The sequence below is a fragment of the Paraburkholderia sp. BGA-UO-ETr-F12 genome, assembly GCF_059567945.1.
This window is the reverse complement of sequence record NZ_JCAQOZ010000061.1, coordinates 70,509-86,048: the sequence shown is the minus strand read 5'-3', so window position 1 is coordinate 86,048 and position 15,540 is coordinate 70,509. Positions and strand designations below refer to the sequence as shown.

The 15,540-nt window shown below is 63.0% G+C and carries 11 protein-coding genes, 1 pseudogene and 1 riboswitch; of the genes and pseudogenes, 4 read left to right on the top strand and 8 right to left on the bottom strand.

All coding sequences use genetic code 11. From position 1 onward, the window contains the following. The first annotated feature begins 42 nt into the window (after window positions 1-42). The 4 genes from AC57B6_RS29570 to ribB all read left to right on the top strand — a co-directional run bounded on the left by AC57B6_RS29570 (window position 43) and on the right by ribB (window position 3,777). Complete coding sequence (locus AC57B6_RS29570) at window positions 43-453, top strand: VOC family protein (protein WP_183796351.1); 411 nt, start codon at window positions 43-45, stop codon at window positions 451-453. Window positions 454-475: 22 nt separating this feature from the next. Then, on the top strand, window positions 476-1,642 hold the full coding sequence (locus AC57B6_RS29565; protein WP_028196364.1) for an MFS transporter: 1,167 nt from the start codon (window positions 476-478) through the stop codon (window positions 1,640-1,642). A 230-nt stretch (window positions 1,643-1,872) separates the two neighbouring features. Then, window positions 1,873-2,562 carry a helix-turn-helix domain-containing protein gene (locus AC57B6_RS29560; RefSeq protein ID WP_028196363.1) on the top strand — a complete coding sequence of 230 codons (690 nt, stop codon included), beginning with the start codon at window positions 1,873-1,875 and terminating at the stop codon, window positions 2,560-2,562. A 120-nt stretch (window positions 2,563-2,682) separates the two neighbouring features. Beyond that, window positions 2,683-2,911: riboswitch (FMN riboswitch) on the top strand. A 146-nt stretch (window positions 2,912-3,057) separates the two neighbouring features. After that, complete coding sequence (gene ribB / locus AC57B6_RS29555; protein WP_028196362.1) at window positions 3,058-3,777, top strand: 3,4-dihydroxy-2-butanone-4-phosphate synthase; 720 nt, start codon at window positions 3,058-3,060, stop codon at window positions 3,775-3,777. Between the two features lie 120 nt (window positions 3,778-3,897). Here the strand turns inward: ribB and AC57B6_RS29550 are convergent, their stop codons facing one another. The 8 genes and pseudogenes from AC57B6_RS29550 to AC57B6_RS29515 all read right to left on the bottom strand — a co-directional run bounded on the left by AC57B6_RS29550 (window position 3,898) and on the right by AC57B6_RS29515 (window position 15,504). Further along, a complete protein-coding gene (locus tag AC57B6_RS29550; RefSeq protein ID WP_046567788.1) occupies window positions 3,898-4,584 on the bottom strand; it encodes an HAD family hydrolase in 687 nt (228 codons plus the stop codon). Between the two features lie 196 nt (window positions 4,585-4,780). After that, window positions 4,781-5,341: pseudogene (locus AC57B6_RS29545) on the bottom strand (MIP/aquaporin family protein); the annotation flags it as partial. 41 nt (window positions 5,342-5,382) lie between these two features. Further along, entirely contained in the window at window positions 5,383-8,367 is a 2,985-nt protein-coding gene (locus AC57B6_RS29540) for a Tn3 family transposase (protein WP_106356969.1), read from the bottom strand. Beyond that, window positions 8,364-9,017, bottom strand: a complete 654-nt coding sequence (locus tag AC57B6_RS29535; protein WP_106356967.1) for an HAD-IB family hydrolase — start codon at window positions 9,015-9,017, stop codon at window positions 8,364-8,366. Before AC57B6_RS29535 ends, AC57B6_RS29540 begins: the two co-directional genes overlap by 4 nt. A gap of 17 nt (window positions 9,018-9,034) precedes the next feature. After that, window positions 9,035-9,637 (bottom strand): phosphatase PAP2 family protein, encoded by a 603-nt coding sequence (locus AC57B6_RS29530; protein ID WP_106356966.1) that lies wholly within the window; start codon window positions 9,635-9,637, stop codon window positions 9,035-9,037. A gap of 39 nt (window positions 9,638-9,676) precedes the next feature. Beyond that, window positions 9,677-11,707 carry a bifunctional DedA family/phosphatase PAP2 family protein gene (locus AC57B6_RS29525; protein WP_106356964.1) on the bottom strand — a complete coding sequence of 677 codons (2,031 nt, stop codon included), beginning with the start codon at window positions 11,705-11,707 and terminating at the stop codon, window positions 9,677-9,679. A gap of 267 nt (window positions 11,708-11,974) precedes the next feature. After that, complete coding sequence (locus tag AC57B6_RS29520) at window positions 11,975-12,268, bottom strand: hypothetical protein (protein ID WP_106356962.1); 294 nt, start codon at window positions 12,266-12,268, stop codon at window positions 11,975-11,977. Between the two features lie 116 nt (window positions 12,269-12,384). Beyond that, window positions 12,385-15,504 carry an efflux RND transporter permease subunit gene (locus AC57B6_RS29515; RefSeq protein WP_106356961.1) on the bottom strand — a complete coding sequence of 1,040 codons (3,120 nt, stop codon included), beginning with the start codon at window positions 15,502-15,504 and terminating at the stop codon, window positions 12,385-12,387. Window positions 15,505-15,540: the final 36 nt, after the last annotated feature.

Here is a 15,540-nt window from a genome sequence, read left to right as displayed (position 1 = left end):
TGCAGTCCTCGTAAACCCTTTGTGCTGCGTGCAACCCACACCATGCAACTCGATCACGCAACGATCGTCACCGCCGATCTCGACGCCGCCCGACGTTTCTTCGTCGACGTCGTCGGGCTGACCCAAGGTGCGCGTCCGCCATTTTCGATCGATGGCTACTGGTTGTACGCGAACGGCCGTCCACTGATTCATCTGATCGACGCGACCGTGGCTGCTCAGGTGGGCAGAGTCGCGCCGCGTATCGACCATATCGCTTTCCGGCTGGAGAGCGCTGACGAATGGCAGGCGTTGTTGCAGCGCCTGCGTGCGACAGACACGCCTTATCAGCTAGCCGAAGTACCGCAGATGGGTCCGCAGCAAGCCGAATTGCAATTGTTCGTCGCGCTCGCGCCGGGTGTGGTCATCGAATTTGTGACCGCGCTGCAGCATGTCGACCGTAGTAAACACGCTTAACTTTAGAACCTGGAGTAGAAAAATGCCCATTCCATTACTGGCGCTAGCGATCAGCGCTTTTGCGATCGGCACGACCGAGTTCGTGATCATGGGACTGTTGCCCGAGGTTGCGCGCGATCTGGCCGTGTCGATTCCGTCGGCCGGCTTGTTGGTGAGCGGCTATGCGCTCGGCGTCGCGGTCGGTGCGCCGCTGCTCGCGGTGGCCACCAGCAAGATGCCGCGCAAGCTCGCGTTGCAGTTGCTGATGGGCGTGTTCATTGTCGGCAACACGCTGTGCGCGATCGCGTCCAGCTATTCCGTGCTGATGATCGCGCGCGTGGTGACATCGTTCGCGCATGGCTCGTTCTTCGGGATCGGCGCGGTGGTGGCGGCTTCGCTCGTGCCGGCCGAAAAGCGGGCAAGCGCGATTGCGCTGATGTTCACCGGCTTGACGCTCGCCAACGTGCTCGGCGTGCCATTTGGGACGTTCGTCGGTCAGCAATTCGGCTGGCGCGCGGCGTTCTGGATCGTCAGTGCGTTTGGCGTGCTGTCGCTCGCGGGGGTGTCGCTGCTGGTGCCGAATCGTCACGATTCCGGTCCGGTCGGTTTGGGGCATGAAGTGCGCGTGCTGAAGGACCCGCAAGTCTGGACCGCGCTCGCGATGACGGTGCTCGGCTTCGGCGGCGTGTTCGTGGTGTTCACCTATATCGCGCCAATTCTCGAGCAGGTGAGCGGTTTCTCGCCGCGCGGCGTGACGCTGATTCTGGTGCTGTTCGGCATTGGCCTGACGGTTGGCAACACCGTGGGCGGCAAACTCGCGGACCGCGCGCTGATGCCTTCGCTGATGGGCATTCTGGTGGCGCTCGCGATCGTGATGGCGATCTTCGCGCGTACCAGTCATTCGCAGGTGGCCGCGGCGATCACCATTTTCGTATGGGGCATTGCTGCGTTCGCCACGGTGCCGCCGTTGCAGATGCGCGTGGTCGAGAAGGCCGCTGCCGCGCCGAATCTGGCTTCGACGTTGAACATTGGTGCGTTCAACGTGGGCAACGCGGGCGGCGCGTGGCTTGGCGGTCTGGTGATCAGTCACGGTTATGCGCTCGATACGCTGCCGTGGGTCGCAGCGGGTGTCAGTGTGGTGGCGTTGCTGCTCACGTGGTTCGCGGCGCGCATGGATGCGCCGACGGCGGCTGTGGCGCAACGGGCATGACGGTGGGGTGCCTGATGTCTGGCGCTGGACCCGGGTGCCGCACATGGGCTCTTCGGGCGCAGCCGAACCCGAGGAGCCCATATGAAAAATTCGCACAAGCTTTGCGAGCATCGTCCTCCGCAATGCTGATAACAGTGTGAAGATAACTTCGTTGGGCGCGGCGGGGCGCGATGCTATCTTGCTTCCACTAACCGCTTGCCCGCCGTACGGCGGCGCTTCTGGAGGCAATCATGCATTCCCCGCTTGCGCTGGTTCGGGACCCCACGGCCGACACTCATGCGTCGCCGCGTGCCGCGGAACCTTTCGATGCTCTCGAACATCTGGTCGGCGTGAATCTCGCCCGTTTGCGCGCCGAGCGCCAACTTTCGCTTGACGCCCTGGCCCGCGCTTCGGGCGTCTCACGGGCAATGCTCGCGCAGATCGAGTCGGCGCGTAGCGTGCCGTCGATCAAGGTGCTGTGCAAGGTGGCCTCGGCGTTGAAGGTATCGGTGGCGGCTTTCCTGCGTCGCCATGCGACCAACGGCTTCGAGCATTTGCCGGCGGAGCGTTCGTCGCGTCTGGTCAGTTCGAATGGGCGGTACTCGGCCCGGCCGCTTTATCCCGACGCCGAACCGACCGCCGCCGAGTTTCACGAGCTGCGTATTGCGCCCTTGCATACCGAGGCCGGCACGCGCCGCGCGCCGGGCACCACGGTCAATCTGGTGGTGAGCGAAGGCACGCTGGAAGTCAGCGTGCACGACCAGCGTCAATTACTGGCTACGGGCGACGCGATCGTGTTCGATGCCGACCAGCCGCACAGTCTGCGCAATCCTGGCGACACCGAGGCGCGCGCGTTTCGCGTGACGCTGAAGGCGGAAACGCCGCCGCGCTGGGATGTACCGGCGCCGCACGATTTGACGCGGCAGGCCGAGCCGGTTTGAAGCACCGGGTTTTCGGGCGGACCGGCTGTCAAGCAGAGATGTCCGTCTAACTAGTAGGGGTTGCGCTGCAGGTCCCGCGCGACTGTTGTATCCTTTGCGAGCCGGTTGATCCGGCAATCAGTGCGTCTTCAGGGCGGGGTGAAATTCCCCACCGGCGGTATGCCGGCAGCGCGAAAGCGTGAGCCGGTGAGCCCGCGAGCGCCCGTGTCGTCAATGTATTTGACGCTGTGCAACTACGTTGCATGGGACCAGAGTAAGCGCCAAAGCGCTAACTCTGATCGACATGGGGTCAGCAGATCTGGTGAGAAGCCAGAGCCGACGGTTAGAGTCCGGATGGAAGAAGATGTGCAGATAGTCATGTTCGTTTCCGTGTCGCCGCCAGAAGTTGGAGCGGTGCATGAGCGTCGCTTTGCGCGGCGTTCAACGGCGCGTCTTTGTCTGTTTGCAATGCCCTGAAACGTTTTTCGCCCAACTTTTGCGATGAGCGTTTCAACTATGTCTTTTGCTACTTTTCCTGCTCCGTCGGTGATTGCGGACAACGCGATTCTCGACCTCCCCCTGCTCGCCACCGAGCCCGTTCCGCCACGTATCGCCGCTGCCCTGCAAGCCATGCGCGATGGCCGTGCCGTCGTTTTGCAAGACGATCACGACCGCGAGAACGAAGCCGATCTGATTGTCTCGGCTGAACGACTTTCCGTCGAAACCATGGCTTTGCTGATCCGCGAATGCAGCGGCATCGTCTGCCTGTGCCTGCCCGACGAAAAAATCCGTGCGCTCGAACTGCCGCCCATGGCCGTCAATAACGAAAGCCGCCACGGCACCGCGTTTACGGTCTCGATCGAAGCACGCGACGGCGTGACCACCGGCGTGTCCGCTCTTGATCGCGTGACGACGATCCGCGCGGCCATCAGCGATACGGCAAAGCCTGCCGATATCGTGCGCCCGGGCCACGTGTTCCCGCTGCGCGCGCAGCCGGGCGGCGTACTGGCACGCCGTGGCCACACCGAAGGTACGGTCGATCTGGCCATTCTCGCGGGTCTGAAGCCGGCCGGCGTGCTGTGCGAACTGATGAATGCGGACGGCACGATGACGCGTGGCGCGGACGTGGAGCGCTTCGCGGCGCAACACAATCTGCCGATGCTGACGATCGCGGAACTGGTGGAATTCCGTCAGGCGCTGGCGGCAGCGCGCGAATGCGTGGCCGACGAGGTTTGATTCCGCAAAAAATAACCCCACGATTCGGAAAATCGTGGGGTTATCACCAGTTTGAAGTTCGGAGCCGGCGATTGCAGCCGGCTTTTTTTATCGCTACGTCCGCTACTCCCGTCTAGCCCGTTAAGACTGCACGTCGCCAAACTCGCCGCGCGCGCCGGCTTCAACCAGCGCGGGCAGCTCATCCATGTGCTTCATGATGCGCGTCATGCCCATCTTGCGCAGCGCGTCGGCATAGCCGTCGGGGATATGGCTCGCACCCACGAAGGCAATCGTTTTCATGCCCGCCGCGCGTGCCGCATTCAACCCGGCTACGCTATCTTCCACGACCACGCATCGCGAAGGCTCCACGCCTAGCGTTTTTGCGGCGAACAGATAGACGTCGGGAAACGGCTTCGGCCGCGCGACCTGTTCGGCGCTGAAGATCCGTTCACCGAAAATCTGCTGCAAGCCCGCGCGCCGCACCGATGCGTTGACGCGTGCGAGACGGCTGTTCGAGACGACCGCGGCCGGCAGCGTCACGCGCTGCAACGCGTCGCGCACGCCGTTGATTGGGCTGAGCGATGCGGCGAGCGCGAGTTCGACGTTGTGTTCGATCGTATCGAGGAAGTCGGGCGGCAGTGTGATGTCGAACGATTTCTCGATCCCTTCGAGAAAGCGCGAGGTCTGCTGGCCGAACGCCGTCTTGACGACGGGCTCGAAATCAAGGCCGGGGAAAGTGGCGGACAGCGTTTCGAGCATTACACGGTCAGCGATGATTTCGCTGTCGACGAGTACGCCGTCGCAGTCGCAAATGAGGTGGTCGATCATGCTTTAAGACGGGCAGCGAGAGGCACGCGAGCAGGGCAGTTGCAAGCTCATGCGCGGAGATTGAAAGCATCATGATACGTGCTTTGGCGCCGGGTGCGCGGCGCCATCGCCTTCCGTCGGTGCTTAATTGCGTCTTGAGCGCGCTCACGGGGTGCATCGGACGCGCTTTTATATGCGCCCGACGTACCCCGCAAGATCAATGCGCGTGCAGGTACAGATACAGCCCCGTTGCCAGCGCGCCGCCCAGCAGCGGGCCGCACACCGGAATCCACGAATAACGCCAGTCGCTGTCGCGCTTGCCCGGAATCGGCAGCAGCGCGTGCATCAGACGCGGCGAGAGGTCGCGCGCGGGGCTCATCGCATAGCCGGTCGGGCCGCCGAGCGAAATACCGATGCCGAGCACCAGCAGGCCGACCGGTAGCGCGTCGAGCGCGCCCAGACCCACTTGCGGCGAAGCCAGGTACAGCACGCCGAGAATCAGCACGAAAGTCGCGATCATTTCGGTGAGCAGGTTATGCGGCACGCTGCGAATGGCGGGCGCCGTGCAGAACACGCCGAGTTTCACATCGGCATCGCCTTCTTTCGCAAAGTGCTGACGGTACGCAATCCACACGAGCAGGGCGCCCGCCATACCGCCGAGCATCTGCGCGGCGACGTAGCCCGGCACTTTGGCCCATGCGAACTTGCCCGCCAGCGCAAGGCTGACCGTCACGACGGGATTCAGATGCGCACCGCTATACGACGCCGTGACGTATACGAGGGTCGGCCGGGATTCGTTAATTTCTCGCCGAAGTGCCATTAAGCTACTGTTTCAAAATAGAAATTGATCGATGAGTCTAGCGGTGGCGCCTTCTTCTGCAGGTCCAGCAAATAGTCGCCGAACCGGTTGACGTGGTCCTTCCGGTAAGGCGATAGCGCCTTGAGCACCTCGATGTCGACCGGATGGCCGTTAGTCTGCAGCTCCTTCAGCCTGCGTGACATCCACTGCACGTTGTAGAGGATCACCATGTTGGCGACGAGATGGTTGTACTTGATGACCTTGCGCTGCTCGTGCCGGATATTTTCGGCGATGGTCCCCTCTCCGCCGAACATCAACCACTGCGCGAAATCGTTGAACTGCTCGCTCTTGTTCGTCGCGGCGTGTATCGTGCGGCGCATCTCGGGGTCGTTGATGTATTTCAGCAGGAATAGCGTGCGGATCACGCGACCGAGTTCGCGGAAGGCAAAATACAGCTTGTTCTTCACGCTCTCGGAGCCCAACCGGCGCAGGATGGTCGACGGTGTCATCTTGCCCGCCTTGATCGAGATCGCGACCCGCAGCATGTCCGGGAAATGCCGTTCGATCAGCGCCCAGTCGACGCTCGCACGAAACAGCCCGTCGATGTTCTTGTAGCGCCGGCGCCGATCGGCCTTGTAGAACACCAGATCCTTGATGTTGCGGATGCGGGGCATCAGGTTGATTCCGAGAAGGTGGGCCAGCGCGAATACCGGGCTGCTTTGCGCCTGCGTGTCGCCGTGAACGGTATCGGGCTGCAGATCGGAAGTGTTCCTGATCAGTCCGTCGAGAATATAGACGGCCTCATGCACGCCGCACGGGATGAAGTGGCTGAACAGCGCGATGTATTGGTCCGACACGTGGTAATAGCCAATGCCGCCATAACCGCCGTAGCGGATGTGGTATTCGGACAGCAGATTTTGCTCATAGAGGTTCCACTTCGTGCCGTCAGCCGACACGCGCTTGCCGGAGCCCCAGAATTTGGGCAGCGCGAACTGGTTATACGCGTTGATGACTTTCACAATCGCCTTGTCGAGCCGATCTTCGGTGACGTGCCGCAGATTCAGCCACGCGACCTGCTTGCGGCTGAGGTTCTTCACGGAGCGCGCCGTCTGGCTCGGACCGAGGTTGCAGCCGTAGCAGAACAGCGTCGTGATGAAGCGCTTGCGCGGATCATCAATCTTGGCCTCGAAGCCCGAGAGTGGGCCGAACAGCCGGTGCAGGTCGAGCCACTGCTCGGTCTCGGTCAGGATATCGAGAATGCTCACCGGCCGCATCGACGCGGTGATCGCCTGATCGATGAGCGTCTTGTTCGGCGGATCCGGTTCCTTCTCGAGCCGGTGAATGATGAGCCCCTGCTCGCCGATCTCGACGTGGTCGTTCGCCGGGAACCCCGCGTCGATCTCGTCGGTCAGCGCGCCGAGTTCATCCTTCAGTTTCTGGACGAAGGCACGGCTGTCCACCGGGAAGTCGACAAGCTCGCCGTAGCGCAGCAGTTCCTCGCGAAATTCGTCCCACGACACCTGATGCTCCCGCGGATCATCGTACTGGTCGCTGTGCTCGACGTAGACATCGCCCGATTTGAGTTCGCGCATCAACTGGCTGAACACGCACAACTCGAAATACTTGCGGTGCAGCAGCCTGCCGGACCTGCCGTCCGGGAAGATCGATTTTTCCCACTTTTCCGGCACCCAGTCGAGCGGTAGTTCAGCGAGCTCTGCCTCGCCAAGCATCAGGTATTCGCGACGCGAAGACCGGTGACCCTGCATCCAGGCGAGCGCTTCGAGCAACGCGTCATCCTGCGAGCTGGATTTCAGCGACAGAACGTCGAGGCACTGGAACAGCAGCGAACGCAAGTTGCGATATGGGCCCAGCAGGAATGGAAACGTGTGGTTGCCAGCATATGCGATATGCTCGTTGCAGCGGGTGAGCGCGCCTTCGGGATCGTCGTTCAGTGTTGCCCGCATCCGGGCCACGCGCTCTGCGGCCGTCATCGTGTCGTCCTGCAGCAGGGTGAGCACATCGCGGAACTGGCTAACGAGCGACTCCAACTGGTCGGCGTGCGCGAGCTGATACTGCTGAAGCCGCAGCCTGGCGGTGTTTTCCAAGTTGCGGACTGTCTTGATAAATATCTCCGCGACATCGTCGAGCGCCTTTTGCAACTGCGAGAAGATGAACAGCACGGCCAGCGTGTAGCGTTTCTCCGGCTTGAGCGCTCGCATCTCGTGCACATCGAGGGCGCGTGCCTCGATGACAAGCTGGGTGCGCTTGGGTATGGAGAGCATTTCTGGCGCAGGCGGCAAGCCTTGGGCCAGCTCGCGCAGTTCCTGAATGTGCTTCAGGAAGCTCGCCACCTCACGCGGACCCGGGCGCTTCGGCTCCCGTTTAAGCTGGTCCCAGCGGGTGCGCCCCGAGCGATTCGCGAACCACCCGTCGATCCGCTCCATCAGTGCCGTATCAAGCAAATCGGTGAACGTCCGGTAGAGCGTTTCGTGAAGCCGGCTGCGCGCGCGTGCTCCGATACGCGATAACGCGGCCAGTGGCGGCAGTTCGTAGCGGTGCCGGATGAGTTCTTCGATCGTCACGTTGATGATGTCGGGCAATTCCGTTTTCGTGCGTGCGGCCTCGGCTGCAACACTATCGAGCCAGGACTGGGTATGCGCATCTGCAGGCCGGATGCCTACGAACTCACGCAGCAGTTTCTGGTGGCGCGACTTGCTACCCGACCTGTCGTAGCGAATGAGTGCCGCGCGCGGCAACGGCCGCGATCCAAGCGCGACACAGATATGCTCAATGAGCGTCGCGGAAACGTTCGAGACCAGCGGGAAATAGCCCAGCCGCTGCAGCAGTTTGAGTTGCGTGAGGATCAGGACGCGGGTCGGCGCCTGACGGAACTGGCCGCATACGTATCGCACTTCGGCACTGGTGGGCGTGAACACGGCCTCGAGTTCGGCTTCACTGATCTCTGCCGGCAGCGTCGGATACGCTGTGTCATGAACGAGATTCATGCGCGGCTCGCTGCGGGCGGCGTCATCGTTTGCTTCCCCATGTGTCGATCGGTGGCATTGGCTCGCAGCCGCGCATGTTCGCCAAGTGCGAGCATTTCCGGGTCGTCTCGAGTATCGCCGTATGCGTACAGTACGTGTGGCGATTCGCTGCCGAACCCTTGCTGAAGGCGCCGCATTTTTCCGGCCCCCAAGCAGTTCGGCGAGGCGAAGCTGCCAGAGAACCGGCCACCGTGAAATTCGAGTTCGGTCGCGAGTACCCCGTCGAAACCTGCACCGGCGACCCAATGCCTCAAGTACAGCGCGGGCGACGTGCTGACCAGCACCAGCCGATGCCCGCGACGCGTGTGTTCCTGAATCCTCGCGGCCATTTCAGGGCGGATCAGGGCCGGCAGTCTCCTGGTAGCGTGCTGCTGCGCCGCGTCCTCAAGCTCGCACTGTGTCATACCGGGGAGCGTCGCAACAAGACGAGCCTTGGCGAAGCCCCGGTCGCGCACGCCTGCCTGCAGGCCAATGAGCCACGGCGACGCGCGCGTGGCAACAACGGCAAACTGGGCGCGACCGACTGTGTAATGCACAAAATCACGCAGACTGTCCGAGGTCGTGCTGGTGCCGTCGAAATCGAAGGCGGCGACGATCTGATCGCGCGGCATCGGTTGGTGCGTAATAGTCAGCGGCGCAGCCAGCCGAGGTCGATCGGCCGCGCGAGGAGTTTGCGGTACAGCGCAATCGCCCACCGCGTTAAGGCAGCGCCGCCGAGATCCCAGAATGGCGCCACCAGAAAGTAAGCCACACAGGCCACTACGACCGCGCCTAGCATGTCCAGCGGGAAGTGAACACCGAGAAAGACCCGGGCCCAGGCGACCGAGACTCCGGCCAGCAACGTGAGGGCGCCCAGCCAGTGCGCACGCCCCAGCAGCAGCGTCAGGATGATGCCGGCAAACACAGTAGCATGGTCGCTCGGAAACGAAGAGTCCGGCGCGTGCGGCAAAAACGTGTGACCGAGACCGATCATGAACGGCCGCGGATGCTGCCACACCAGCCCGATCAGCTGGTTCGCGCCGACGCCGAGCATCGCCACGAGACACGCCCGGATGGCAAGACTCCGTTGCGCGTCACTGCCCCACAGCCACATGCCGGCCAGCAGCAGCGGAACCAGATAGATCACGTAATTGGCGATCAGCAATGCGATGTCGACTAGCCATACAGGCGTCGCCAGCGTGCCGTTGATCGCGAGAAACAGCGCCTGGTTGAAGGCTTCGAGGGTATACATTGCAGTGAAATGATCGAGAAGGTTGTCGAGAAAAATCCATCATGGTGCCGTCGGCACAGTCGGCAGGATCAGCACCGCGTGCCGGACTGATCCGTTCTCAATTACCGAAGGACTCAACGTCTGCACGCTGGCCGGCAACAGTTGGCGAATAGTGGGCGCATCAGGCCAGGTCGTGGCAGTGCCCACCGTGACGAGGTGCCACGGCTGCTGAAACGTTTCCTGATATAGCGCACCGTACCAGATCGGCTCATCGGCCCCGTCACCGACCCTGTCGCGGGTCATCAATTGATATCGCGATCGCCAGAGCCGCAGCACCAGTCGGATCATCGGTCGCTGAGGATCGAACTTCAGGAAGGTCAGCCCGTTGCCTTTGCCTTCCGATAGTTTCGGCAGCACCGGCAGTGCATCCAGCGATGTTCTGGGCGACAGCCACAGCAATGCAGACTGCGCTGACCATGCCGGGGCGGCCCGCCAGCCAGTCGGTTCGAGGTAACGCGCGATCGCGCCATCGTCGGCGGCCCATTGCAATGGCAGATATTCCTCCTCGTCGCCGCTCAGTTCGGTGCGACGTTGCGGCAGCGCGCGCCAGCCGCCATCCGTCCATTGGCTGATCGTGAGCGTGACCGGTTGCGTTCTGGGGTCGTACCGCGCGAGACTGGCGTGAAGCCCTTCACGGTTCGTCCAGGGGCCAAAAACGGCGAGCATTCCAATAGCGATGCAGCTCAGCAGACCTGACTGCACGTTGTCGTGCACCTGCCAGTATGTGTATGCGCCGGCAAGTACTGCAAACCACGCGAGCCCCAGGCTCCAGCCGCCCAGCACGTCGGCCAGCCAGTTTTCTCCGAGATACAGGCGGGCAAATCCGGTCATGACCAGCCAGACGGCGACGACGGCAAGGACCACGCCCCGCCAGAGCAACCGTTGCCGGCGCACCAGCAGCCAGCCAAGAAAACCATACACGAGTAGGTTGAACGTGGCATCGCCGCTGGGCAGCGGAACATGGACCATCCCTGGCTGCCAGGTGAAGGGTCGCGCATAACCGTTCCCGGGTTCGATCGCAGGGCTTATCGCGCCTGCAACGCCCACCGCAAGAATCCAGTAGCCTGCCGTCGGCCAGCATCGTCGCACGATGAGCCAGATCAGGACGGCAGCGGCCACCGCCAGCCCCACCCCGTAGGTGCTCGACTCAATCACGACGGCCATTACGTAATCGGTCGGCGCCGTGCGCAGGGTCTGCAGGAAACTGTAGATGACGGTGTCGGCGCGAACCAGCGGATCGTGCGCGACCACATCCTGCAGGATGCCAAGAAACAGCCACACACTGCCGATGAAAAGCAGCGTCATTACCAGGAGTGTCTGCGACTCGGGCTTGCCGGGATCGATGATGCGCGATAAGCGGGCCGCCAGCCGCGGATGCCGGCGATTTAAACGTCGTACCACCCGTTGGGACGCGGTCCCGACGAGCGGCACGCCGCGCTGGATGGCCAGGCGCGTCAGCCCGGGGACCAGCCAGAGCAGTGCCGCCAGCAGGAGCAGCATCGCGGCGAGACGTCCGCTGACCGCTGCAGCAAGTTGCGCCGACGCGCCGAACACGATCCCTGGGCCGATATGCGCGGGCGACCAGGCGAGCGCGGAGGCTGCATTGATCGGGTAAAACCTGCGCCGCGGCATGTGCGCCGCGCCGGCGACCAGCGGGACAATCGCGCGCACGGGCGCGAAGAACCGCGCCAGCACGATACTCTTCCCGCCATGCCGTTCAACAAAATGCTCGCCACGCTCCCAGGCCGCTTCGTGTCCCTTCGCCACCCACCACGTTCGCACTTCGCGATGGTACCGGTGACCGATCTCATAGCTGATACCGTCGCCCACCACTGCGCCGAGTGCGGCGATGGCGAGCGTCACCCACCCGTTCAGCGCGCCGGCTCCGATCAGCGCGCCAGCGGCAAACATTACGATGCCCGCAGGGACCAGCGTACCGACGACGGCCAGCGACTCCGCGCACGCGACGGCGAAGACAATCGCCAGCACTATGTAGGGATGAGCGCTAATGCCGTTGAGCCATGCGTGCATAGGTAACTCAAATAAAAAATGGACCCGGCAGGGGCCCGGGTCCAGAAAGGCGGCCGCTTGCAAGATGTCCCCGCCGATAGTGACAGCACGACGAGGACGATTCTGGCGGGGCGGCCACCGCGTGGCCGTTTCACCTCGTTTTATCCCAATGACCGGGCCAACCCGTGTCAGTCAGGTTGTTGCCACATCATGGACGCCGCCGGGCATCCATGTACTTGCCCGCTCCCCGGCAGCAGCGCATGAAGCGCATTCCGGTCAAGGGTTTGTTCACCAGCATTGAACATGCGGCGCCGTCGTGGGGCTCGGATAAGCGTTCTCATCGCCTGTCCGCCGGCGCAGGCGGGCCGTCGCCTTGACCTCGGCTTCGGTGCGTTCGCGCCTGGTCAAGGTTGATGTGCTACCGGCTGGCACGGCTGCCGGTTTGTTGACCGCACAGGTGACCCTTTTGCCATCGTGCAGTCGCACGGTGGTCGTATAGCTCGCCGGCGGGGCAGCGAGTGCGGTACCCGTAGCACAGATCATGACGAAGGTGCCGACGAAGGATTGTCGAATGATTGACATGGTGAGTCTCCTGACGCAAGAAACTTGTCCCCGCGTTGTTGACCTTTCTCGTTCCAGTCACGCGGGAAACGCTGGAACACACCGCCTGCACAGGCAGCACAATTGAAATGCCCTGCTTATCCGTTCGATATGGGCGCTCCCGGCTCCGCCAGCGTATCGCGCTCGAACCGCCCATAGCGCAGCGCGAGCGTCGGCAGCACGATCAGATTCAGCAGCGTCGAGGTGGCGAGACCGCCGAGAATGACGATCGCCATCGGCCCCTCGATCTCGTTGCCCGCCGCGCCGCTGGTGAGCGCGAGCGGCAGCAGTGCGAGCGCGGTCACGAGCGCTGTCATCAGGATCGGGATCAGCCGTTCGGACGCGCCGCGCACCGCTGTGTCGATACCCCACGGCACGCCTTCGACATGCACGAGGTGCTCGAAGTGACTGATCAGCATGATCGAGTTGCGCAACGAAATGCCGAACAGGGTCACGAAGCCCACCATGCTGCCCAGCGACAGGTTGCCTCCCGGGACGATTACGCTCAGCACGCCCCCCACCATTGCGAAGGGTAGGTTCAGCATCACCAGCACGACACCGCGCCGGCTCTTCAGCGCGAGGAAGAGCAGCAGTGCGATTCCGACGGCCGACATGGCGCCGTACGCGAGCAGGTCGTGCTGCGATTGCGCGCGTGCCTCGCTTTCGCCCGAGAACACTGCGTAGGTGCCTTTGGGCATGACGATTTCACGACTGACGCGGGATCGCGCTTCGCTGACGAAATCGCTCACGGCGCGCCTGCCCAGATTGACCGAGACTGTCTGCATCCGCCGGCCGCCGTCGTGCGTGATCTGATAGCGGCCCGAGACCTGGCCGATGCTCGCCAGTTCGCGCAGCGGGACGGCCAGCCCATCCGGATTGCGCAGCATCAACGCGCCGACATCGGCAAGATTCTTGCGCGCATCGGGCGCGAGAACCACAGTGACGTCGTAGGCGCGGCTGCCGTCATAGGTTTGTGCAACCGTGCTTCCCTGATAGGCACTCTGGATCGCGTCGAGCACTTCCACCGGCCGGAAGCCCCAGCGGCTCAACTGTTCAGGCTTCAGTCTGACGTCGAGTTCCGGGATGCCTGGAGGTGATTCCACCCGCACGCTTGCTGCGCCACGGATCGTCCCCAGCAGTCGGGCGATCTCCTGCGCCTTCCGGTCAATCACGTCGAGGTTGTCGCCAAACACGTTGACGACCACCGGGGCCGTCACGCCCGAAATGGTCTCGTCGATCCGTTCGACCAGGAACGTATTGACCGACGTGGTAAGGCCGGGGAAGCGCGCGAGCGTTTCCTGGATACGTCGCAGGGTTGCACTTTGTCGGGTCGAACCCATCGGCTCGAGGTCGACTTCGAACTCGCTCAACTGCACGCCGACCGGATCGACCACTTCGTTGGCCCGCCCGGAGCGCTGCGCGACCAGGCGTACCCCTGGTATATGCAGCAGCGCCTGCGAAACCAGGGTGCCGATGCGCATCGACTCGGTGAGCGACGTTCCCGGTTCAAGACCCATATGCACAATGAAGTGACCTTCGCGCAACTGCGGAATGAAATTGCCGTTCATGAACGGCAGTACAGCCAGGGAAGCAACGCACATCAACGCGACCACCACCATGACGGTTCTCACCCGTTGCTCGACCCTCAGCAGCATCGCGGTGTAGCGGGTTTTCAGCCACGTCAGGAATCGGGGCTCCCCGGCCGGCAACGGCCCGCGGGCCAGCAGCGCGAGCGCCATCGCCGGCGTGAGCGTGAGTGCGACGCCAAGCGATGCCAGCACCGCGAGGATGTAGGCGACGCCAAGCGGTGCGAACAGCTTGCCGGCGATGCCCGAGAGCGTCAGCACCGGCAGGAAGATCAGCATCACGATGAAGGTGGCGAACACCACTGCACTGCGCACTTCGAGCGAGGCGCGCAGCACCACCCGAAACGGCGGAAGGGGTTCGGGCCGGTTGCGGTTCTCGCGCAGCCGCCGGTAGATATTTTCGACGTCAATGATCGCGTCGTCGACCACCTCGCCGAGCGCGATCGCGAGGCCGCCGAGCGTCATCGTGTTCAGGCTTACACCAAATGAGCTTAGCACTATGATCGCGACCAGCAGTGAGAGCGGAATCGCGACCGCTGAAATGACCGCAGTGCGGATATTGAGCAGGAACAGGAACAGCACCGCAACGACGAGCACCGCGCCGACCAGCAATGCGGTGCGCAGATGACTGACTGCCACCTCAATGAAGTTCGCCGGCCGGAACACATCCGCGGTCAGTTCGACACCCTGCTGGGCCAGAACGGGTTTGAGCGAGGCCAGCGTCTTCTCGATGTCGTGCGTGACAGCCAGCGTGTTGGTGCCGTACTGGCTTTCGAGTACCAGCATCACACCCGGCTTGCCCATGATCGACGCCGCACCCACCGCCGGCGCACTACCCCAGGTGACGGTCGCGACGTCGCCGAGCCGCACGGCTGTGCCGTTGCTCCACCGCAGCACCACGCCGGCCAGCGCGGCGGGCGTTCTGATCTGGCCATCGGTATTGATGGCGATGCGCTGGTTCGCGCTCTCGACGAAGCCCGCGCCGCGCACGCCCGTGGATGCCCGGGCTGCAGTGATCACGTCCTGGATCGACATGCCGTAGCGCATCAGCCGGGCCGGATCGACCTGAATCTGCAACTGCCGCGTGTCGCCGCCGAACACGATGGCATCCGCGACACCCGGCACGCTCAACAGTTGCGGACGGACGGTCCACTGCGCGACGTCATACAGGTCCATCAACGAGCGGGTCTTCGACGTCAGCCCGATGGTGAGCACCACGCTCGTCGTGGTCGTGAGGGGCAGCAACCTGGGTGGCTGCACGCCCGCGGGCAGTGTCGAGCCCAGCGCAGTGACGCGCTCGGACACCAGTTGCCGGACCTGCAACAGATTCGCATGGCTATCGAACACCACTGTGATCGCCGACAGGCCCTGCAGCGACTTCGAGCGCATCGACCGAAGGCCCGCCATGCCGGCGAGCGCATTTTCGACCGGCTGGGTCACCAGCGTTTCGACCTGTTCGCTCGACAGGCCCGGTGCCTCAGTCTGCACGATGCTCATCGGCGGTGCGAATTCGGGGAACACATCGAGCTTCGCGCGGGTGAGCGTATAGAGGCCATAGCCGGCTAGCAGCACGGCCAGCGCGTAAATGACGCCGCGAAAACGCAGCGAAAACCGGATGATCGCATTGAGCATGAGTACTCGTTGAATTCGTTTTGGACGAAGCAGACT

Excerpts from the sequence above, each read along its gene's own strand:
- AC57B6_RS29560 (WP_028196363.1), top strand. The coding sequence starts at position 1,873 with ATGCATTCCCCGCTTGCGCTGGTTCGGGACCCCACGGCCGACACTCAT.
- AC57B6_RS29515 (WP_106356961.1), bottom strand. The coding sequence starts at position 15,504 with ATGCTCAATGCGATCATCCGGTTTTCGCTGCGTTTTCGCGGCGTCATT.
- AC57B6_RS29520 (WP_106356962.1), bottom strand. The coding sequence starts at position 12,268 with ATGTCAATCATTCGACAATCCTTCGTCGGCACCTTCGTCATGATCTGT.
- ribB (WP_028196362.1), top strand. The coding sequence starts at position 3,058 with ATGTCTTTTGCTACTTTTCCTGCTCCGTCGGTGATTGCGGACAACGCG.
- AC57B6_RS29535 (WP_106356967.1), bottom strand. The coding sequence starts at position 9,017 with ATGCCGCGCGATCAGATCGTCGCCGCCTTCGATTTCGACGGCACCAGC.
- AC57B6_RS29530 (WP_106356966.1), bottom strand. The coding sequence starts at position 9,637 with ATGTATACCCTCGAAGCCTTCAACCAGGCGCTGTTTCTCGCGATCAAC.
- AC57B6_RS29565 (WP_028196364.1), top strand. The coding sequence starts at position 476 with ATGCCCATTCCATTACTGGCGCTAGCGATCAGCGCTTTTGCGATCGGC.
- AC57B6_RS29570 (WP_183796351.1), top strand. The coding sequence starts at position 43 with ATGCAACTCGATCACGCAACGATCGTCACCGCCGATCTCGACGCCGCC.
- AC57B6_RS29540 (WP_106356969.1), bottom strand. The coding sequence starts at position 8,367 with ATGAATCTCGTTCATGACACAGCGTATCCGACGCTGCCGGCAGAGATC.
- AC57B6_RS29550 (WP_046567788.1), bottom strand. The coding sequence starts at position 4,584 with ATGATCGACCACCTCATTTGCGACTGCGACGGCGTACTCGTCGACAGC.
- AC57B6_RS29525 (WP_106356964.1), bottom strand. The coding sequence starts at position 11,707 with ATGCACGCATGGCTCAACGGCATTAGCGCTCATCCCTACATAGTGCTG.